This window comes from Spirosoma lacussanchae (genome assembly GCF_005870035.1).
Classification (GTDB): Bacteria; Bacteroidota; Bacteroidia; order Cytophagales; family Spirosomataceae; genus Spirosoma; species Spirosoma lacussanchae.
In genome coordinates this window covers 34,263-55,269 of the sequence record NZ_SWJG01000011.1, presented here as the reverse complement: position 1 = coordinate 55,269, position 21,007 = coordinate 34,263, and the positions used below count along the sequence as shown (strand labels likewise).

The 21,007-nt window shown below is 57.4% G+C and carries 17 protein-coding genes; 12 read left to right on the top strand and 5 right to left on the bottom strand.

Translation table 11 applies throughout. The annotated features are described in order from the left end of the window. Window positions 1–228: 228 nt before the first annotated feature. Entirely contained in the window at window positions 229–2,235 is a 2,007-nt protein-coding gene (locus tag FBR45_RS24165; protein WP_138507058.1) for an OmpA family protein, read from the top strand. Window positions 2,236–2,327: 92 nt separating this feature from the next. Then, complete coding sequence (locus FBR45_RS24160) at window positions 2,328–3,137, top strand: TspO/MBR family protein (protein ID WP_138507057.1); 810 nt, start codon at window positions 2,328–2,330, stop codon at window positions 3,135–3,137. A 275-nt stretch (window positions 3,138–3,412) separates the two neighbouring features. On the opposite strand, the gene FBR45_RS24155 is transcribed toward FBR45_RS24160, so the two are convergent. Continuing rightward, entirely contained in the window at window positions 3,413–3,850 is a 438-nt protein-coding gene (locus FBR45_RS24155) for a peptidylprolyl isomerase (protein WP_138507056.1), read from the bottom strand. 274 nt (window positions 3,851–4,124) lie between these two features. Between FBR45_RS24155 and FBR45_RS24150 the strand changes: the two genes are divergently transcribed. From FBR45_RS24150 to FBR45_RS24125, 6 genes are all read left to right on the top strand, one after another. Beyond that, window positions 4,125–7,286 (top strand): efflux RND transporter permease subunit, encoded by a 3,162-nt coding sequence (locus FBR45_RS24150; RefSeq protein WP_138507055.1) that lies wholly within the window; start codon window positions 4,125–4,127, stop codon window positions 7,284–7,286. Further along, a complete protein-coding gene (locus FBR45_RS24145) occupies window positions 7,286–7,597 on the top strand; it encodes a DUF952 domain-containing protein (protein WP_138507054.1) in 312 nt (103 codons plus the stop codon). Before FBR45_RS24150 ends, FBR45_RS24145 begins: the two co-directional genes overlap by 1 nt. 53 nt (window positions 7,598–7,650) lie before the next feature. After that, on the top strand, window positions 7,651–8,751 hold the full coding sequence (locus tag FBR45_RS24140; protein ID WP_138507053.1) for an efflux RND transporter periplasmic adaptor subunit: 1,101 nt from the start codon (window positions 7,651–7,653) through the stop codon (window positions 8,749–8,751). Continuing rightward, the gene (locus FBR45_RS24135) at window positions 8,748–10,220 is read left to right on the top strand and encodes a TolC family protein (protein ID WP_138507052.1); all 1,473 of its coding nucleotides are present in this window, start codon (window positions 8,748–8,750) and stop codon (window positions 10,218–10,220) included. Before FBR45_RS24140 ends, FBR45_RS24135 begins: the two co-directional genes overlap by 4 nt. A 142-nt stretch (window positions 10,221–10,362) precedes the next feature. Beyond that, window positions 10,363–11,439 (top strand): mannose-1-phosphate guanylyltransferase, encoded by a 1,077-nt coding sequence (locus tag FBR45_RS24130; protein WP_138507051.1) that lies wholly within the window; start codon window positions 10,363–10,365, stop codon window positions 11,437–11,439. A gap of 115 nt (window positions 11,440–11,554) precedes the next feature. Next, entirely contained in the window at window positions 11,555–12,118 is a 564-nt protein-coding gene (locus FBR45_RS24125) for a hypothetical protein (protein WP_138507050.1), read from the top strand. A gap of 3 nt (window positions 12,119–12,121) precedes the next feature. Here the strand turns inward: FBR45_RS24125 and thiL are convergent, their stop codons facing one another. Both thiL and FBR45_RS24115 read right to left on the bottom strand, forming a co-directional pair. Beyond that, window positions 12,122–13,147, bottom strand: coding sequence for a thiamine-phosphate kinase (gene thiL, locus FBR45_RS24120; RefSeq protein WP_138507049.1), 1,026 nt, complete (start codon window positions 13,145–13,147; stop codon window positions 12,122–12,124). Between the two features lie 75 nt (window positions 13,148–13,222). Beyond that, complete coding sequence (locus FBR45_RS24115) at window positions 13,223–13,669, bottom strand: hypothetical protein (protein ID WP_138507048.1); 447 nt, start codon at window positions 13,667–13,669, stop codon at window positions 13,223–13,225. Between the two features lie 104 nt (window positions 13,670–13,773). Here FBR45_RS24115 and FBR45_RS24110 point away from each other — a divergent pair, with 104 nt between their 5' ends. The 3 genes from FBR45_RS24110 to FBR45_RS24100 all read left to right on the top strand — a co-directional run bounded on the left by FBR45_RS24110 (window position 13,774) and on the right by FBR45_RS24100 (window position 16,145). Then, a complete protein-coding gene (locus FBR45_RS24110; RefSeq protein ID WP_138507047.1) occupies window positions 13,774–14,025 on the top strand; it encodes a cytochrome b5 domain-containing protein in 252 nt (83 codons plus the stop codon). A gap of 91 nt (window positions 14,026–14,116) precedes the next feature. Further along, window positions 14,117–14,965, top strand: a complete 849-nt coding sequence (locus FBR45_RS24105) for an N-acetylglucosamine kinase (RefSeq protein WP_138507116.1) — start codon at window positions 14,117–14,119, stop codon at window positions 14,963–14,965. A 109-nt stretch (window positions 14,966–15,074) separates the two neighbouring features. Further along, window positions 15,075–16,145: a ferredoxin--NADP reductase gene (locus tag FBR45_RS24100; protein ID WP_138507046.1), complete on the top strand. Its 1,071-nt coding sequence runs from the start codon at window positions 15,075–15,077 to the stop codon at window positions 16,143–16,145. Window positions 16,146–16,501: 356 nt separating this feature from the next. Here the strand turns inward: FBR45_RS24100 and FBR45_RS24095 are convergent, their stop codons facing one another. Both FBR45_RS24095 and FBR45_RS24090 read right to left on the bottom strand, forming a co-directional pair. Next, window positions 16,502–18,721 carry a M56 family metallopeptidase gene (locus tag FBR45_RS24095; RefSeq protein WP_138507045.1) on the bottom strand — a complete coding sequence of 740 codons (2,220 nt, stop codon included), beginning with the start codon at window positions 18,719–18,721 and terminating at the stop codon, window positions 16,502–16,504. Next, on the bottom strand, window positions 18,708–19,079 hold the full coding sequence (locus FBR45_RS24090) for a BlaI/MecI/CopY family transcriptional regulator (protein WP_077922475.1): 372 nt from the start codon (window positions 19,077–19,079) through the stop codon (window positions 18,708–18,710). Before FBR45_RS24090 ends, FBR45_RS24095 begins: the two co-directional genes overlap by 14 nt. 158 nt (window positions 19,080–19,237) lie before the next feature. On the opposite strand from FBR45_RS24090, the gene FBR45_RS24085 reads away from it, so the two are divergent. Then, a complete protein-coding gene (locus FBR45_RS24085; protein WP_138507044.1) occupies window positions 19,238–20,971 on the top strand; it encodes a M3 family oligoendopeptidase in 1,734 nt (577 codons plus the stop codon). The last annotated feature ends 36 nt before the right edge of the window (window positions 20,972–21,007 follow it).

Genomic DNA, 21,007 nt, shown 5'->3' with positions numbered 1-21,007 from the left:
CCCCGCAGCAGCGCCCTACCCCCGTAGCCAGCGCTGGGCAGGGTGGCTTTTTTGGCGTTAATCGGGGCGTAAAGTTGATTGAATGGTAGGAGGCTGGTGCAAAGCCTTTTTTTGCAGTCCGCCAGTGCAAACAATCCTCAATAAATGTGGATTGTATTCGTTAAAAATTAGTCCCGTCAGAAATCTTCATATCTTGGCGGCACAGTGGGTTTTTGCTCTTCAATCTCTATGAAAATCAATACGTCGTCGGCGCTGCTGGCCGCGTTGGGTCTGGCTCTGTCGCTGGGAGGTTGTAACTCGGCCATGATGGCTTACAAGAAAGGCGTTCGTCATTACGATGCCGGCGAGTACAACCTGGCGCTGACTCAGTTCCAGAAAGCGACCAAAGGCAGCGTAGATCCCGCCCGGCTCAATTATTACACGGCCGAATCGTACCGGCTCTCGAACCGGTTTGGCGAAGCCGTTCCGTTCTATCAGAAAGCCCTCGAAGCAAATACGGCCGAGCCGGATGCCCGGTTCAACTATGCCTATGCGTTAAAATCGCAGGGTAATTATGCCGGAGCGCTTGAGCAGCTGCAGCAGTACGTAGCCAGCGCACCCCGCACAACGGCTAAGCCGGTACTGGACAAAGCCAAACGCGAGATCGAAACGCTGAAAGCCATCAATATCATTGCCGCCAACAAGTCGCTCATCACCCTGCAGAACGTAGGGGCTATTAACTCGCCCGGGTCGGAGTTTGGGCCGGTGGTACGGGGCGAAGAGCTGATTTTTACGGCTTCGCGGAAAGAGCAGATCTACAAGAACAACGGCCTGCCCATGCTGGGGCTGTACAAAACGAAGCTGAGCAATGCACTGCCCGGTCAGAAACCCGACGAAACCGGTACGGTACCGGCGCCCGAACTGTTCAGCCAGAACGTGTTTCAGGACAACGTAAACGAAGGAACGCCGGCTTTCTCGAAAGACGGTAAAGCCATGGTGTTTGCCCGTGGCAATACCGGCAAGCGCAAAGGTGGGCTGGATGTAGACCTGTACATCAGCCGTCTGGGCGACGGTAATGTCTGGAGCCAGCCGCAGCGCCTGCCCATCAGCGATTCGCTGGCCTGGGATGGCTCGCCCGCGTTTTCGGGTGATGGCCGAACGCTTTATTTTGCCTCGAACCGGGCCGGTGGGGCGGGTGGTATCGACCTTTACCGCACCAGCATCGATGCGTCGGGCCGGTTTAGCCGCCCGGTCAATATGGGTCGCGACATCAATACGCCCGGCGATGAGATGTTTCCCTACGTAGCGCCGGATGCCAAACTGTATTTTGCGTCGGATGGGCATCCGGGCCTGGGTAAACTCGACGTATTTGTGGCTACCCGCTCGGGCGGGGTAACGCGGGTGGCGAATATGGGCCAGCCGATCAACTCACCCGCCGACGATTTTGGGCTGATCTACACGAAGCCAACCGAAGGCTACCTGACCTCGAATCGGGGCGGTGGTAAAGGCGATGACGATATTTATTTCTTCCAGGAAGGTCCGGCGCCCGATACGACAACTATTGCGCAGAACCCGCCGGGTGCGCCCAAAACGGTTCGGTACTTCCTGGCTGGTACGGTCTCGGCTAACGAGACACCCGTCGCTCCGCTCGATTCAGCGCGGGTACGGATTATCGACGACGCTACCGGTCAGCCGATTGCCGAGGTGACAACGGGGCAGCCGGGTACGTTCGGCAAGTATCCCGTTCAGGAAGGTAAGGACTATACGGTACTGGCCGAGCGCAAAGGCTACCTGACCCGCCGGGAGTCGTTCTCGATGCAGGGCCGCAGCATTCCGCAGATTTTCCTGACCAAACCACAGACCGACACAACGTTCAACGTAGCGCTGCTGCTGGACAGGGCCACGCTGAACCGGACGTTCGTGCTGGAGAATATTTACTACGACCTCGACAAGTACAACATCCGCCCCGATGCGGCTGCCGAACTGGATAAACTGGTGGCAATTCTGCAGGATAACCCAACCCTTAAAATCGAGCTGAGTTCGCATACCGACGTACGGGCTCCGGATGCCTATAACCTGCGCCTGTCGCAGAACCGGGCTAAATCGGCGGTCGATTACATTGTCTCGAAAGGCATCGACGCCAGCCGGATGACGGCTAAAGGATACGGAGAGACGCAGCTGGTTGTTAAAAACGCCAAAACCGAAGAAGAACACCAGCGCAACCGCCGGACCGAGTTCAAGATTCTGGAACTGTAGGTTTTACGGCGCCAGTGTTGGGTTCGGTACTGGTTTGAAACACAACGTGAACGGGGTTGGTTGTTGAGAGACATCCAACCCCGTTCACGTTTATGCAAAACGATAAGGTGCGCCAGTTTCTCGTCGTGTTCAGTGTCATTACAATGATCGTGATGAACTACCTCTCAAACACCCGCGCGTTTGGCGGGATGACTAACGGCGAGATTTCCGACAAATATCATACGCTAATCACCCCGGCTGGGTACGCGTTTTCGATCTGGGGGCTGATCTTTCTGGGGCTGCTGGCCTTTGCGGTCTATCAGGCGCTTCCGTCGCAGCGAACCAACCCGCGTTTTCGGGCGATAGGCTGGCTGGTTGTCATCAACACGCTTTGTAATGCGATCTGGAGTCCGCTGTTCAACAACGAACTGATCGGCGTGGCTTTGTTTGTCATTCTGGTTATGCTCGGCACGGCCACCCTGATCGAGCACCGGCTGCTGGCCCGTCGGCACGTACCGGTTGTATCGGCCGATCCGGACGCAACCCTGCCCGAATCAGCGGCCACCGCTACCGAAACCTGGCTGGCCCGCATTCCCTTCTCTATTTATTTCGGCTGGCTAACCGTAGCGACAATTCTTAACGTAGCGGTATTTCTGAAAGCAACGGATTTCAGTCTGATGGGCCTGAGCGAAGAAACCTGGGCCATTGCCATACTGATTGTGGGTCTGGTCGTCGGCGCTATCGTCTTCAACCGATTTCGGAGCATCGCCTACATACTGGTCTTTGCCTGGGCCTATGCTGCTATCAACGCCGAGCAGGACGGCTACAGCCAGCTCAGATTAATTAGCGGCCTTGGTATAGGCGTAGCCGTCGGGCTGGCCATCCTCGGATTCACCTCCCGCAAAACCCCCGCCTACAGCTAACGCAGGTGGCCATTCGTGTAAATTGGGGTGTTATCAGCTATGTAGAGACGCAATCGCACCGGCGCCCCGGCCCTTGCGTCTCCTGCGCGTCAGCAACCGATCCTCCAGACAGGTGGTCCGGCTACGCGTCCCGGACTACGCGTCCCGGTGGGAACACGGACCACGGTGTAGCGCCGACCGTAAGGACCGCTAAAAAAAACCGGTCTTGATTCGGCGTATTATTGATAATACGCCGAATCAAGACCGGTTTGGGTAGCACCAGCAGGGGTGAGCGCTTACTCTTCCGTTACCGTGATGCTGTTGATTTTATCGCCCTGGCGGATCTGGTCGATTACGTCCAGGCCATCGACAACCTTACCGAATACCGTATGGTTCCGGTCGAGGTGTTGCGTGTTCTGGCGGTTGTGGCAGATAAAGAACTGCGAGCCGCCCGTATTCCGACCCCGGTGGGCCATACTCAGCACACCCCGGTCGTGGTATTGGTTGTCGCCGGTCAGTTCGCAATCGATAGAGTAGCCAGGGCCGCCCGCGCCGGTACCGGTCGGGTCGCCCCCCTGAATCATGAAGTTGGGGATAACCCGGTGAAACATAACGCCATCGTAAAAACCCTTTTTGGCCAGGGTAATAAAGTTCTCGACTGTTTTAGGCGCGTCTTTCTCGAAAAACTCGATAGTCATCGTGCCCTTGTCGGTATTCATCTGTGCCTTCGGCATGATCGAAATTGGTTTTGTTCGGATCACAAAGGTACGGTTCCCGGCTGGTTTCCGCTATTCGCAGGCAATAGTGGTCTATCGCAATTAATTCTTCTGATTGTGCAATTATAAGTGATTGACTTTTAGGGTATATTGGTGCTAACTTGCCCCTTCTCAGCCTACTAGAATAGCTTCTTCATTTTGTTATTCTAAAAACTGTTCAATTCTACTCAGGGTCCTTTGAGTAGAATTAACCGCCTTTATTTCTTGTACTGTTCGTATTGCCTGCCTTGCCATGTGGATTGTCCGCTTAGCGTTAGAAAAAAAATATACCATCGCCGTCATGGCGTTGTTGATTTTGATCATGGGCGGTCTGTCGATCGTGCAGATGCCTACAGACATCTTCCCGCGTATAAATATACCCGTTGTATCGGTCCTCTGGGGCTACAACGGTCTGTCTACGAACGAAATGGAGAAGATGGTGACCAACTTCTCCGAAACCTCCATCATCAACAACGTCAGCGATATTCAGCGGGTTGAATCGCAGACGTACAACGGCACGGCGGCCATCAAGCTGTACTTTCAGCCCACCGTCAGGATCGAGGAAGCCATTGCGCAGGTGACGGCCATTTCGCAGACGATTCTGACCCGGATGCCGCCCGGTACGCAGCCTCCGCTAATTGTTCGGTACAACGCTACCGATGCGCCGGTGCTGCAGCTGGGCCTGTCGTCGGATAGCCTGACCGAGCCGCAGATCACCGACTATGCCCAGACGCGCGTTCGGCCGCAGATCGCCACGGTACAGGGCGCCCGGCTGTCGCAGGCGTTTGGCGGCAAAACCCGGCAGATCATGGTCGATCTGGAGCCGGAGCGCATGATCGCCTACAACGTAACGCCCGAGGAAGTACTCAACGCGGTCAGCGTTCAGAACCTGACCCTGCCCAGTGGAGCGCTGCGGGTGGCCGACCGCGAATACAACATCCGACTCAACTCCAAACCCGACGCTGTTGCCACGCTCAACGACGTACCGATCAAGGTAGTAGGCGGCACCACCGTACACATGCGCGACGTAGCCAACGTACACGACGGATCGGCGGTACAGGCCAACATCGTGAAACAGGACGGCAGCAAAGGGGTGCTGATGAGCCTGGTGAAAACCGGTAATGCATCGACCACACAGATTGTTGACCGCATCCGGAACCAGATTCTGCCCACGGTGCGGGCGGCTGCTCCCTCGGGCCTGCGAATCCAGGAGCTGTTCGATCAGTCGGTGTTTGTGCGGGCGTCTATTCACGGGGTAGTTGTAGAAGGCATCATAGCCGCGCTGCTGACAGCCGCCATGATTCTGCTGTTTTTGGGTAGCTGGCGCAGTACGCTGATTGTGGCTATCTCTATTCCGCTTTCGATTCTGTCGTCGCTGATAGCGCTGTATCTGCTGGGCGAAACGCTCAATATTCAGACCCTGGGCGGGCTGGCGCTGGCCATCGGTATTCTGGTCGACGACGCCACGGTCACCATCGAAAATATTCACCGCAACGAAGAGCTGGGTATGCCGCTTCGCCAGGCTATTCTGGAGGGGGCTCAGCAAATTGCGACGCCTACCCTGGTCTCGACGCTGACGATCTGTATCGTGTTTACGTCGGTGCTGTTTCTGGAGGGGCCGGCGCGGTTTCTGTTCGGACCACTGGCCGAAGCCGTCGTCTTTGCCATGCTGGCTTCGTACGTGCTGTCGAGAACGCTCGTTCCCATGCTGGCCGATCTGATGCTGCGGAGCGAAGGTCACGGTGCCGGTCATGAGCCCCGCCCTAACTCGCTCTACGCACGGTTTAACCGGGGATTCGACCGGTTTCAGGCCCGGTACATGCGGGCGCTGGTATGGGCGCTGAACAGCCGCCGATCCGTTTTCGTCGTGTTTCTGGGCGTGGTAGCGTTCACCGCTGTCATGGTGCCGTTTGTTGGGCGTGACTTCTTCCCGCGTGTCGATGCTGGGCAGATCAAGCTGCACATGCGGGCGCCGGCCGGTACGCGACTCGAAGCAACCGAACAGGTGGCGGCCCAGACCGCCGATATCGTTCGCGACATTATTCCGGACGACGAAGTGGGCTCGATCATCAGCAACATCGGCCTGACCTCCGAGCGGTACAATTTTATCTTTACCGACAACTCCTCGCTCGGCGCAGCCGATGCCGAACTGCTTATCTCGTTAACCGACGACCGCTCGCGCCCGACCGACGAGTACGTGCGGGAACTGCGAAACCGGCTGCGCGACGAGATGCCCGAGGTGACGTATTTCTTCCTGCCCGCCGATATCGTGAGCCAGATTCTGAACTTCGGGCTCACCTCGGCCATCGATGTGCAGGTGTCGGGCTTCGACCGGGTCAACAACCTGCGCGTAGCCCGCGACCTCCGCGATCGGATTGCGCAGGTGCCGGGGGCCGTAGACGTACACCTGCATCAGGTGCTGGACGCGCCCGAACTGTTTCTGGATATTGACCGGGAGCGGGCGGCCCAGTTCGGCCTGACCGAGCAGCGCGTGGCCACGAATATGAATATTTCGCTGAGCGGCTCCGGCCAGACGCGGCCTAACTTCTGGTCCGACCCGGTTACGGGGTTTCCGTACATTATTGCTGTACAGACGCCCCCCTATAAACTGGACTCGTATGAGAAACTGCTCCGAACGCCCATTGTGCCGGGCCAGGCCACTGGGTCGGTCAGTCCGCAGCTGCTGAGCAACGTCACGACCGTGAAACGCTCCACTACGCCCGTTATCATTAACCGCGTCAACACCCAGCCTACCTACGACGTATACGCGGCCGTTGAGCGGACAGACCTGGGGTCGGTGGCCAAAGAACTTAACAAACTGGCCGCTGAATACCGGGAACAGCTGAAGCCCGGTAACGTAATTTCTATACGCGGCCAGGTCGAAAGCATGGAAAGCGCCTTTACCCGGCTCGGCTTAGGGATCGTCTTTGCCGCCCTGCTGGTGTACCTGCTGATGGTTGTTAACTTCCAGTCGTTCCGGTATCCGTTTATCATCATTACAGCTTTGCCGGGCGCCTTGTGTGGCATGGTCTGGATGTTGTTCCTGACCGGTACGACCTTCAGTATTCCGTCGCTGATGGGCGCGATCATGAGCGTAGGCGTGGCAACGGCCAACAGTATTCTGCTGGTCAGCTTCGCTAAAGATCACCTGCCCGAAGTAGGAGGCAGTGCCTACGAAGCCGCGCTCGAAGCGGGCCGTACCCGGCTACGGCCCATTCTGATGACGGCCATAGCCATGATCATCGGGATGCTGCCGATGTCGCTGGGACTGGGCGAGGGGGGCGAACAGAACGCACCGCTGGGCCGGGCCGTCATTGGCGGTTTGCTGCTGGCTACGTTTACCACCCTGTTGTTCGTGCCGGTCGTATTCAGCTACCTCGCTCGCGAAAAAAATCACAAAACCCAAAACGCCTGATGATTTACCATGTCGTGACGGCCATGGACTGGACGCGCCAACAGGATGCGCCCGTCTATGAAGCCGCTAGTTTACAGACCGAAGGATTCATTCATCTGTCGACCCGGGAGCAGGTAGCAGGCGTGCTGGAACGCTATTACCAGAACGTACCGGATCTGTTGCTGCTGCAGGTCGACGAAAGCCGGCTGACCCACGAGCTGAAGTACGAAGCGGCTACGAACAACGAACTATTTCCGCATCTGTACGGCCCGCTCAATAAAGAGGCCATCGTATCTATCGATTCAGTAAAGAGCAACAGTGTTGCCGCATGAACGGCCAGCCCGATCATACGGATTCGACGCGTTGTTCCCTAATTTATTGACCTATGAAACTAGTTAAAGTGCTTATTCCGCTTGTGCTGCTGATTGCGGTATTCGCGTTTTTCGGTGTGCTGCCCCGCATCCGGAACGCACAGGAGTTAAAGGCCGAGGCCAGCGCCGAACGCAATCGGGAACCTGTAGTCAACGCGGTGCCGCTAAAACAGGCTTCGGATACCAGTTCACTGACGTTGCCGGGCCAGATTCAGCCGTTTCGCCAAACCCCGCTCTTTGCCCGTACGCAGGGATTCCTACGCCGTTGGTACGTCGACATTGGCGCCCAGGTGAAACAGGGTCAGCTGCTGGCTACCATCGACGTGCCCGAGCTGGAGCAGGATATAGCCCGCGCTCAGGCCGATCAGCAGCTGGCTCAGGCCAACCTGGACCGCCTGAAGAGCGTTCAGCTGCCCGGCGCCATCTCGAAACAGGACATCGATACGCGCCAGTCGGGGGTGACCGTAGCGCAGGCGAACCTTCGGCGGCTTCAGGCCCTCAAGGCCCTGCAACAGATTCACGCGCCATTTTCGGGGGTAATCACCAGCCGTAATGCCGAGGTCGGCAATCTGGTATCGCCCGGTTCGGGCCAGCCCCTGTTCACCCTGTCGGAGCTGGGTTCACTGCGCGTATTCGTCGACGTGCCCCAGACGTATTACCAGTACATGAAAGTGGGTACCCCCGCTACGGTGGTCGTGCCTGAGCTGAAGAACCGGCGGCTGGTCGGCAAAGTGGTTCGGACGTCAGGAACGCTACGAAACGAGTCGCGCACGCTGCTGACCGAGGTGCTGATTCCGAACCCCAAGAACGAAATTCCGTCCGGCCTCTACAGTTCGGTTCATTTCGACCTGATTGCGGCCAATGCGCCCGTGCTGATACCCGCCAATGCCCTCCAGATGACCCCGCAGGGACCCCGAGTTGTGATCGTAGGGGCCGATCAGCGGGTAAAATTCGTGCCCATCACGCTGGGACGCGACTACGGCACCACGATAGAGGTAACCGATGGTCTTAGCGGTCAGGAGCGCGTGGTAACGAATCCCAACGACCGGCTGCGCGATGGCCAGCGTGTTCGGCTCCGTAAGCCTTTAGCCGAAAAAACCGTGGCACAACGATGAAAAAACGTATACTTGTCAGTAGCTGGCTGATGGCATGCGGGCTGGTTGCCGGCGCGCAGACCGTACCGCTGAGCGCACCGGGTGGGGCCGTTACCGTGCAGCCCGGGTCTGGCCAGAGTCAGCCATCGGCGCCGGGTACCGGGCCTTCGGCATCCGGTACAGCTGCTTCGCAGACGCCTATTCCGGCGCCTGCGGTACCTGAGTTGTTTGTCAACGGGTTTGGCCGGTTTGCTGACCCAACGCTTGAGTCGCTGATTCAGCTGGGGCTAACCAACAGTCCTAACCTGCGGGCCGCACTGAGCCGACTTGAAGAAGCCCGCGTTCGGGTTCGGGTGGCGCAGTCGTTTCTGCTGCCGTCTATCCGCAGCTCGGCATTGATTACCACGCAAAGCCTGTCGGAACACCGACCCATCGCTATTCCGACGGCCAGCGAGAGCCTGCCTCGGTTTCAGCTGAATACGTTCCAGCTCTTACCCATTGATGCTACGTATGAACTCGATCTGTTCAGACGGATTCGGGGGGGCGTTCGGGTGGCTGATTTACAGGCGCAGGCGTCCGATGCCGATTATCGTGCTTTCCGGCTGTCGCTGGCTTCGGACATTGCCCGTACGTACCTGCTGATTCGGGGCAATGATGCCGAACAGGTCGTATTCCGGCGCAATATCCAGTTTCGGGACACAACCCTCTCCATCATTCGCGAACGGTTTCGGGTCGGGTTGATCAATCAGCTCGACGTGCAGCGGGCCGAAACGGATTATGCCAGTCTGCAGGTGACGCTCAAAGGGCTGCAACGCGCCCGGGTCGAACTAGTAAATGGACTGGCTCAGCTGTGCGCTCAGGACCCTGCCACCTTCACCGTAGCCCCCGGCCCGCTTCCCGCCAGCCCGCAGTTTCCGTATACGGGTGTATCGGTAGAGCAGTTGCAGCGCCGACCCGATCTGCAGGGCGCCGACCGGCAAATCCAGCTGGCCGGGGCGCAGATTGCGGTACAGCAGGCTACTACCCGGCCCCGGGTCAACCTGGTGGGGTCGGGAGGGCTGTTGTCTGGCCGAATCGGTGCCTGGCTTGTACCGTCGAGCGCTACCTACCTGGTAGGGGTAAACGCATCGGTACCGCTCTATGAAGGCCACCGCAACCGTGAGCTCGTTTCGCTCTCGAGACAACAGGCGCAAACCAGCCAGCAGGTATACCAGCAACAGCTACAGCTGGCCCAGCGCGAAGCCGAAACAGCGCTGGATAATCTGACCCTGCTTCGCGAACAAATTGATCTTCAGAATCAGACCCTTACGCTGGCCCGTCGAACCGAGCAGTACAATCGCGAGTTATACCTGAAAGGACTAACGACTTACCTGGATGTACTGGACGCACAACGCACTATTCTGGGGGCCGAGCAGCAACTGGTTCAGCTTCGCAGTCAGGAAGCGCAGTTTATTGTGGCCTTGTTGCGGGCTACGGGTGGCGACTGGTAAATGGACTTCCAGCTATATAGAAATTGGATAGTATATTTACTTAAGGCATATAATCTGTTGATACCATAAACTTTTGCGGAGCAAATCCATAAGATTTGGCAACTTTGTGACCGCATCACTTCAAGTTGATTTTATCGTTACAATGAATCATACCTATGTCATCATTATGGCGGGGGGCGTCGGGACGCGGTTCTGGCCCTTCAGCCGAACAAGTTACCCCAAGCAGTTCCATGACGTACTTGGTACGGGCCGTACACTGCTCCAGCAGACTGCCGACCGTTTTGACGGTATTTGTCCTCCCGAAAATATTTTCATCGTTACCAGTTCGCTCTACAAAAATCTTTGTCAGCAGCAGCTCCCGCAGCTCTCCGACGATCAGGTCCTGTGCGAACCGATAGCCCGCAATACGGCTCCCTGTATTGCCTACGCCTGCTATAAGATTGCCCAGCGCGACCCCGAAGCCAACATCGTTGTGGCCCCGGCCGATCACATCATTCTGAAACAGGACGATTTTCAGCGGACCATCCGCACGGCCCTGGCGGCTACCCAGGATCAGGACATTCTGGTTACGCTGGGTATCCAGCCCAGCCGTCCGGATACGGGCTACGGCTATATCCAGTATATTCCGGCTGCCAATACCGAGCAGGCGCCGTTGCGGGTAAAAACCTTTACCGAAAAACCTCATCTCGAGCTGGCTCGTCAGTTTCTGGAGAGCGGTGAGTTTGTCTGGAACGCCGGTATCTTCGTCTGGAACGTACAGGCGATCATCCGCGCGTTTGAAGCGTATCTGCCCGAGGTGGCTGAAATCTTTGAAGAAGGGCGCAGCGCCTACTATACGGACCACGAAGCCGCTTTTGTTGATAAAGCGTATTCGCTCACCAAGAGCATTTCGATCGATAACGGCGTGATGGAGAAAGCCGACAACGTGTACGTCGTTCTGAGCGATTTCGGCTGGTCGGACCTGGGTACCTGGAAGTCGCTGTACGAAGTCTCGGATAAAAACGATGATCTGAACGTGATCGATGGGCACATCATGCTGTACGATACAAAAAACTGCATCATCAAGACGCCCAAAGACCGGCTTGTGGTTGTCAATGGTCTGGATGGCTTCATCGTAGCCGAATACGACAACGTACTGATGATCTGTCGCAAGGAAGAAGAACAGAAGGTCAAAGCGTTCGTGGCCGATGCCAAAGAACGTGGCGCAGAATTTGTATAGACCCGCCTGAGGCCGGTGCAGAAAAAGGTACGGCTCCAGGTCGTACCTTTTTTGCATGCTGCAGCGTTATGCCTACGCTGAACAACGTCCGAAAAGTTCAAATTAGATTGTTTCTGTGAAAAAGCTGTACGGCATTGCCTTCGTTCTGGCGGCCATCATTTTTGTGAACGCCTGCAAAGAGACTGAGTCAGGTTTCTCGCCCGGCGCAGGCGATTCCCGCATTACCGGAACCTGGCGACTGGTTGAACGGCGCTTTCAGAAAGACTCGGCTTTTTCGGTGCTCACCACCACGACCCGGCAACGACGCGACTCGGTGCGGGTGACCATCAACGGGCAAACCGTCCGGAAAGACACGCTTATCAACTATACCGACACCATCTTTGTCCGGCGCGATACGTCGTTCTACACCACCCGGCGTTACCCCGCCCTACCGCCCCAGACGCTGACTTTCGATCCCGATGGAAAGGTGCTGGCAGAGGGGAGCGAGATGACGTACTTTTATCCGATCCGCTACTTTCGGGTCGACTCCACCTTCGAAGGGCTGGGTGTTAACCTCTACATCTATACCAATCGGGCCAACGTCTCGTTTAGGCAGGGCGTGGTTTTCCGGCGCGACACGCTGACCCTGCTGCCCCGCTGCGACCAGCCCTGCTACCTTAAACTGATTCGCGTACGGTGACCTCTAGGCCGACTGGCCCCAGCCCTGCGCCCGAATGGGCGTCTGCTGACCGGCTTTGGTAGCCAGTACCACCTGGTTCGGGTCGGCGGTCAGGTACCCGATGGCCGTAATGCGCGCGTTGTTGGCCAGCTTGTCGAACTCCTGCGGCCGAACCGTAAATAACAGTTCATAGTCTTCACCCCCGTTCAGAGCCGCCGTTACCGGGCTGATCTTAAACTCGTCGGCAGCCAGGTGCGTCTGGTCATCGATGGGTAGGTTCTCATCAAAAAGTACGGCTCCCGTGCCAGACTGGCGGCAGATGTGTAGCAGTTCAGAAGCCAGACCCGTCGAGATGTCGATCATGGCCGTGGGGCGGATGCCGAGGTCGTTCAGTTCATGAACAACGTCGGTGCGGGCATCGGGCCGGAGCTGCCGCTGCACCAGATAGGCACGCTCTTCGGAGAGATTCGGCTGCATGTTGGGGTCGGCCAGAAACACCTGTTTTTCGCGCTCGAGGAGCTGCAAACCCAGATAAGCCGCGCCCAGATCGCCAGTGACGCAGACGACATCATTGGGTTGCGCCGTGTTGCGGTAGGTGATTTTATCTTTAGCTACCTTACCCAGTACCGATACCGACAGAATCAGGCCCGAGCGCGAGGCCGTTGTATCGCCCCCCACCAGATCGACATTGTACGCCGTACAGGCCGCCCGGATGCCTTCATACAGTTCATCGACCGCTTCGACCGGGAACCGGCTGCTCAGACCTACGCCAATAGTTAGCTGAAGGGGCAGGCCGTTCATGGCCGCAATATCCGATACGGCAAAGGTTACGGCTTTGTAGCCGAGGTGTTTGAGCGGCACGTAGGTTAGGTCGAAATGAATGCCTTCTACCAGCAATTCGGTAGCTAACAGCCCGTAGCCATCCCCCCAGTCGAAAACGGCCGCATCGTCGCCAATACCGCGTACGGTTTCGGGATGGACCGGAGCCGGGGTTGCCTGTCGGATATGATCGATCAGCCCAACCTGGCCCAGTGTATTAAGATCAGTCATGAGAAAAATAAATAAAAAAAAGCCGTTCCGCTTGACCTACGGAACGGCTTAACGCACAAAATGGTTTGCGAATGCTTACGGGTTCGACAGCGTATAGGTGTTAGTCGAACCACCGGTTTTCTGACTGTTGGTAGTCCGCGTCAGCGTAACGCTGTTGTCGTTCAGGTTACTGATTTTGAATTCAATGGTACCGTTGGTACCGGTCGGGGCGGGGGTTAGGGTAGTCAGTACAAGGCGATCATCAGCGGGCACAGAATACTGGCCGGTAAACGTATTGCCATCGAACTCGGTATAGGTAACGGTAGGGGCTTTACTCAAATCAAGCCGGAAACTGGCGTAATTGCGGACGTTGGCCGTGCCACCTTTGGTGTATACAGTTGCTGTATTCTCATCGACCTTCTGGGCGGTCCAGACTTTGGCAATACGCTCAGAAACCGGAGCTACTTTCTTGCCACCACAGCCTGTCATCAGCCCCAGCAGGGTTGCTGCCGAGAAAAAAGCCAGTACAGTATTCTTTTTCATAGTGATGATTAACGTAGGAATCACAATTGGCTAAAGTTACGCTAATTTTGTTTTCACGTGCAAAAACTGTGCTCAATTATTAATCTGTTTGACTATCCGGATACATGACCACTGAAGACCGGGCCGGGCTACCGGTATTCAGCCGCTCGCAACTGGCTTTGCGCAACGGACAGGACCGTCCCGAAATCTGGTGCGCCTACAACGGACTGATCTACGATGTGTCGGCGTCGCGGCTATGGCGCAACGGAAAACATTATGAACACTGGGCCGGTCAGGACCTCTCGGCCGAACTGGCCGACGCCCCCCATGCCGAGTGGGTCTTTGATCGTTTCCCGATAATCGGAGCGCTCACTTAATTACTTATTCGCTTCAGCAGGCTGCTCACGTAGCGCCCGACCGCCGGTTTTCAACAGCTGAGGCCCGTACCCGAAACTACCTACCCGAGTGATTACACTGATTGCAGATAGCGGAGCGACCAAGACCGACTGGCGGCTGGTCAGCGCCAACGGCCAGAGCCGCTCATTACCGACCGACGGCATTAGCCCATATTACCAAACGACCGAACAGATTACCGATACCCTCCGGGCCCAGCTGCTTCCCCAACTCGATGCGGTCGGGGTAAACCGGATCTATTTTTACGGGACAGGCTGCATCAGTCCGGCGGTCAACCAGCGCGTTGCCGATGCGCTGCGGGCCGCCCTGCCTGCGCTCGATACCGTAGACGTCAACAGCGACATGCTGGGCGCGGCTCGCGGAGCCTCGGGCCACGAGCCAGGAATTGTCTGCATTCTGGGTACCGGCTCAAATGCCTGTTGCTACGATGGGCAGGATATAACCCGCGGTATTCAGTCGCTGGGTTTCTGGCTGGGCGACGAGGGTAGCGGTGGGTACCTGGGCAAAACCCTTGTCCGGGAGGTTTTTCAGGAACAACTGCCTGCTGAACTGCGCGACGCGTTTCAGGCCCGCTACGCGCTGGACCGGGCCACCCTGCTCGAAAACGCGTATCGAAAACCGTACCCGAACCGGTATTTTGCGAGCTTTACCCCATTCCTGTCCGAAAACATCGCACATACACATATCGTTGGTCTGGTTACCGACGCGTTCAGGCTTTTCCTGACGACCTACGTTCGGCGGTTTCCGGAGGCTGATGAGTGGCCTGTACATTTTGTGGGGTCCATAGCGCACTACTTCGCCGGCCCGTTGCAGGAAGCCGTCGGGCAAACCGGCCTGACGATGGGACGAATCCTGAAAGCCCCCGCCGAACGGCTTGTCGAGTATCATCAAAAGGCGGTGTGACGTACCTTTGTGAAATGAAGCTGAAACACGGGCCTGCCCGCATAGCCCAGAGCCGACGTTGGCCGGAAACAGGCGGGTTTACCGGAGTTCATGAACAACCTGAATACGAATGGCAGCACGATATTTTTTGAAAGTTAAAGAGGTGATCCGGGAAACGCCCGACGCCGTAACCCTTACCTTCTGGCACCCCATCAACGAAGAGGTCCGCTACCAGCCGGGCCAGTTTCTGACGTTTCTGCTGACGGTCAACGGTCAGAAAGTACGCCGGTCGTATTCGATGGCTTCGTCGCCCCATGTTGATGTGTCGCTGGCGGTGTCGGTCAAGCGAGTGCCAGGTGGGCTGGTTTCCAACTACCTCTGCGACCGCATCCGCCCCGGCGATGTGCTCGAAACGCTGGAGCCCATGGGTACGTTTGTACCAAAGCTCGACGCACAAAACCGCCGGACTCTGATCCTGATCGGCGCCGGCAGTGGTATTACGCCCCTGTTTTCGATGGCCAAGTCGGCCCTGCATGTGGAGCCGAACACCCGCGTCTGGCTGATTTATGGTAACCGAAACCAGTCGTCGATCATCTACAAAAGTCATCTGGACGCCATGGAGCAGGCCTATAGCTCGTCGCGTTTCCAGGTAACCCACGTCCTGAGCCAGCCCGACTACGGCTGGAGCGGAGCCGAAGGCCGACTCAACCAGCACATGCTGACCCGCCTGCTGGAGCAGCTACCCGCAGCTGAGCGGCAAAACGCCAGTGTATACCTCTGCGGTCCGGATGGGATGATGGCCGAAGCCCGTTCTGCGCTGGCGCTGGTTGGCGTGCCGACCGATCGGGTACATAAAGAGAGTTACGTCAGTGCACCCGTACCAGCGGGCGATGTGGTAGAAGAGCCCCTTACTGCTGGCGACGAAGGCTCGCCCGAGGTAACGGTCCTGTACGAAGGCAGCGAATACAAGTTTGCCGTAGCGCCCCACCAGACTATTCTGGAAGCGGCTCTGGAGCTGGATATCGACCTGCCGTACTCCTGTCAGGCGGGTATGTGTACGGCCTGTCTGGGTCGCTGTACGTCGGGTAAGGTAAAGCTCGACGAAGAAGATGGCCTGTCTGAGTCGGAACTCAAGGCGGGCTACGTACTGACGTGCGTGGCTCACCCCGTTGGCCGCGATGTCGTTATCGAAATCGAGTAATCGTTGGGGCGTACTCTGCTCCGAAGTCAATACGAAAAGTGTCTCTGCACGTAGTGCTTCCCGAACGGGACACTGCGACAGAGACGCTTTTTATGTACCAAGAGCTTGTGTTTTACGGAGTAGGACCGCGCGGTGTTGGAAGCTGGTTGCAGGTGAGACCTGTAATGGTTGTCGGCGGAACGTTTGTTTACTTTTTGCACTATTGTCAGGGTCTGCGACCACTGCCAGATTGTGAGCGCTTTGTTCCTGATAGTGGTCGCAGACCTTGGCAGTGGGTGAAGCGTATCAGCAACTCACCTGTTTTCCGTGGCCATGATGCGATGAGAAAGCAGGTGAGTCACCGAGCGTCTAATTGACTACCGATCCGGCCTGGGTACTGGGGGTGTTTTAGGCGCTGCGGCTGGCTTCGGAGCTACCCCTGGAGGACGTGGAGTCGCTTCGGGTCGCGCAGGGGCCAGGGCGCGGGCCGGTGGGGCTGGTGCATCGACCGGGTCGGGTCGGGCGGCACGCGGTGGCAGTGGCACGCGCGGAGCACGGGCTGGCCGGGCCGTACCCCGTAGCGGCCGTACCCCCGTGGCGGCCGGTGGCACGGGCGGAGTCAGCCCACCAACGGCGTCGCCATGCCGAACCAGCTGGTCGGACAGCAGGTCGATTTGCCGCTCGAGCTGCTGCGCCTGTTTTTCCAGCTTCTCCAGGGGCTGTTTGAGCTCTTCCTGACGGCTGCTGGCTTGCTCGAACTGCTGGCTGAGCTGGTCCATGGTCGATTCCAGCTTCTTGATCTCCGGCTCCAGCGCGGCCAGTTGCTTTTCGACATCGGCCTGGCTGAGCTTCTGTTTGCTGTCGTTGTATAACAGTTGCTGATGCTTCTCAAGCAGAGCCTGCCGTTGGTCCATGAGTTTGTCTTTTTTCCACTGCAGTACCTCTCTGTTGCGCTCAGCTTCTTCGACCGGGAACCGTAATTTTTCCATCTGGAGATGTAGCGCCTGCATCTGACGCGCGTGCTGGGCCATCAGCTGGCTCAGGCTGTCCATCTGACGACTATTTCGTTGCTGGGCGGCATCACTAAGGTTAGCCAGTCCAGCCAGCTCCACATCAGCTTCGATTAGAATATTGGTATCAATAGATGCTACCATATCACCAGCCACGGCCCCATAATCGACAGCGGCCATGCTGGCTGTGGCCTTATCCAGACCCGCTTGTCCGGCAGCCATCGCCGAGCCCACAATGTTGTCGTAATCGATATGGGCCAGGCCAGCCGTTAGCGCGTTCATGCCCGCATCGAAGCCGGTATTGGTCTCGATGATGGTCAGCAGTATGTCGCGGTCGGGTTGTCTTACGTCGTCGAGGTTGAACTGACCAGCCATGACCAGGTCGAGCTGGCGCTGGAGCTGCGCGACCCGTTTGGCCGGGAGTTTTTGGCCTTTCCAGACAATGTAGCTGATCCTCTGGTTGCCAGTCATGCCGTATTCAGTACCGTTGTCGGCTTTGTGACGACGGCTGGTTTTGGCCTGAGCCGTTTTGGGTTTGGGCTTCTGCGGCTGTTGCTGCACGGCATAGACCGACGCACTAACCAGCAGCAGCGTGGCCAGCGTCAGCCCCGCCAGGCTCCCGTTCGATACCATAGGCCGCGTCGGAACGCCCAGCACCCGCCGAACCCGGTGCAGCAGATGTTGCCGTTTGCTGGCAAAGGCCATCGCCAGAGTAGGGGTGGCCAGCTGCGTGAGCCGAAGTTCTTCGACGCGGGCCAACGCCTGAGCCAGTATCCGTCCGTTGCCGCCAACGGCTTCTACTGCCAGACCATCGCAGCAGTGTTCACGCTCTTCGCGTATCCGGGCCGACAGCCACCATAACGCGGGGTGGAAGAAGTATAGCACCTCAACCACCGACTGCACCAGATTGACGGCGTAATCGTGGCGCTTGACATGCGCCAGTTCATGCGCCAGCACCGCTTCGACTTCCTGAACCGACAGGCTCGTGGTGAGGCTGACGGGCAGCAACAGCACCGGCTTCAGTACACCCACAACCATAGGTACCACCACCCGGGCCGACTCGCGCACCTGAATAACCGGCCCAATCTGCATAAACGCCCGTAACGACTGGGTCAGCTCAACAACCTGGCTGGACATGGGGCGGGTGGCCGTCCGGCTCAGGCGTTGCAGGTAGAGCCAGCCGCCCGCCAGCCGTACCGCAAAAACGGCTACGCCAATCAGGTAGGCCAGCACGAACTGACTCAGGTGAGCGTCCAGAAACTGTTGCATCTGCTGATGCCAGGGCAGCGTTTGGGTAGCCGTCTGCCAGCGGACCGACAGTGCCGGGCTGGCGTAGGCAGGGCGGAGGGCCGCTGCGGCAGGAACCGCGGGCGTGTAATACCACCAAAACGTAACCGCCGAGGCCAGCAGCTGGCTCAGCAGGGTGAGTACGGCCACGCGATACCGCAGCACGCTCGATCGGTTACGCAGCCCGTGTAAAACCAGGGCGGCAGGAAGCACCAGCGCAAACCCCTGCCAGATAGCATGGAGCAGGGTCCAGCCCAGCGCGTCGGTGGTGGGATTGTTGAGCCAATCAGTTGTGTTCATTATTCAACTGGTTTAGGAGTTGCTTGATTTCTTCGAGTTCCTGTTGGGAGGCCTTGTGCTGCCCCAGTACCTGCATTACCAGTTTGGACGCCGATCCTTTGAAGGCGGTTTCGACAAACCGGTCAACCAGTCCCCGCTGCGTGTCTTCTTCGCTGACGGCGGCTGTATAGGTGTGCGATTTGCTCTCGGCATCGCGGCTGAGCAACCCTTTTTCATGCATGATCTGCATGAGCTTGAGCGCCGTTGTGTAGCCAATATCGCGGCTTTGACTCAGGCTCTCGTGTACCTGCCGTACCGTGCTGGGACCGTTGGCCCAGAGCACGTGCAGGATTTCCAGTTCGGCGTCGGTTGGCTTCATCAGATGATCTACGAAATTGTTCGTAGCAAACATATACGAATGATTTCGTAGATGCAAGTGTGCTGAACAAAAAATAGCAACAAAGCATTGTTAATTTATCTTAACAACCCTTTAGTGACCTCAAACTGGTTGCCAGCTCAGGTTGTTTATTCGATACAATGACCCCGAACGAAACTTTCTCCTTACCGGCCCGGCCGGCCCGTCCGTTCATTGGTGAAGCGATGGAGCTCCGCAGCTGGGCCGACGTTAAACCGTTTTATGACAACCTACTGAACCGGCCTCTCAGCAATGCCCATGAGCTGCGGCAGTGGCTTATTGACCGGAGCGAGCTGGAGTCGTACCTGTCCGAAAATTTTGCGTGGCGCTACATCCGCATGACCTGCGACACGGCCAACGGAGAGCTGGTCAATCAACTGAATTTCTTCATTGCCGACATTCAGCCGCCCATGACCGAGTACGGCAACGAGCTTGATCTGAAGGCCGTACACAGCCCGTTCCTGAGCGAACTGACCGATGCTGGCTTCGACATCATGGTGCGGGGTATGAAAAAAGCCATCGAGATCTACCGCGACGAGAACATTCCGCTGCAAACCGACATACAGACCGAAGAGCGGAAATATGGCGCCATTGCGGGGGCTATGACGGTTCAGATCGACGGTCGTGAGCTGACTCTGCCCGAAGCAACCGACCGCCTGCAGCTGACCAGCCGGGCCGAGCGCGAAGAGGCCTGGCGCAAAATTGCCGAACGCCGGTATCAGGATCATGCCGTGCTCGACCAGCTATTCGACCAGCTGCGTGATCTGCGGCATCGGGTGGCGGTCAATGCTGGCTTTGCCAACTTCCGCGACTATTCATTTGCGGCTCTGGGCCGGTTCGACTATACACCTGCCGACTGCTTCAAGTTTCACGAGTCGGTAGCCGAAGCGGTTGTGCCGCTGCTCGATGTCCTGAGTCAGGAACGGAAACAGAAACTCGGTGTCGACAGCCTGCGGCCCTGGGATCTGAAAGTCGATGCCGAAGGCCGTCCTCCGCTGAAACCATTTGCTACCGGTGCCGAACTGGTCGAGAAGACCATTGCCTGCTTCGACCGGCTCGACCGCGAACTGGGCGACGACCTGCGCATCATGCGGGCTATGGGCCACTTGGACGTGGAGTCGCGCAAGGGGAAAGCCCCGGGTGGTTATAACTACCCGCTCGAAGAAATTGGAGTGCCGTTTATTTTCATGAACGCCACCAGCAGCCTGCGCGATCTGGTTACGATGGTACACGAAGGTGGTCATGCAGTACACTCGTTCCTGACCCGTGATCTGCCGCTGAAAGCGTTCCGGAATCCGCCGATGGAAGTGGCCGAACTGGCGTCGATGAGCATGGAACTGCTGTCGATGGATCACTGGGACGTATTTTTCGATAAGCCGGACGAGTTGCGCCGGGCCAAGCGGCAGCATCTGGAGTCGATTATCGAGACGCTGCCCTGGGTGGCCACGATCGATGCTTTTCAGCACTGGGTGTATGAAAACCCCGGCCACACGGTCGACGAACGGCGTGAGAACTGGGTTCGGATTCACGACCGGTTTGCCGATCGGGTAACAGACTGGAGCGGCATGGCCTATTACAAAGAATACATATGGCAGCGCCAGCTGCACCTGTACGAAGTGCCTTTCTATTATATCGAATACGGCATTGCCCAACTGGGAGCCATTGCTGTCTGGCGAAATTACCGGCGCGACCCTGAAGCGGGTTTGGCGGGTTACAAAGCCGCATTGAGCCTGGGTTACAAAGCCCCTATCCGGGATATTTATGCCGCGGCCAACATACCCTTCGATTTTTCGAAACCCTACATACAGGAGCTGATAGCGTTTGTCGACGAGGAGATCCGGAAGGTAGCTAATTGACCGATCTGCGAAAAAAAACGGCACATAACGACCAAC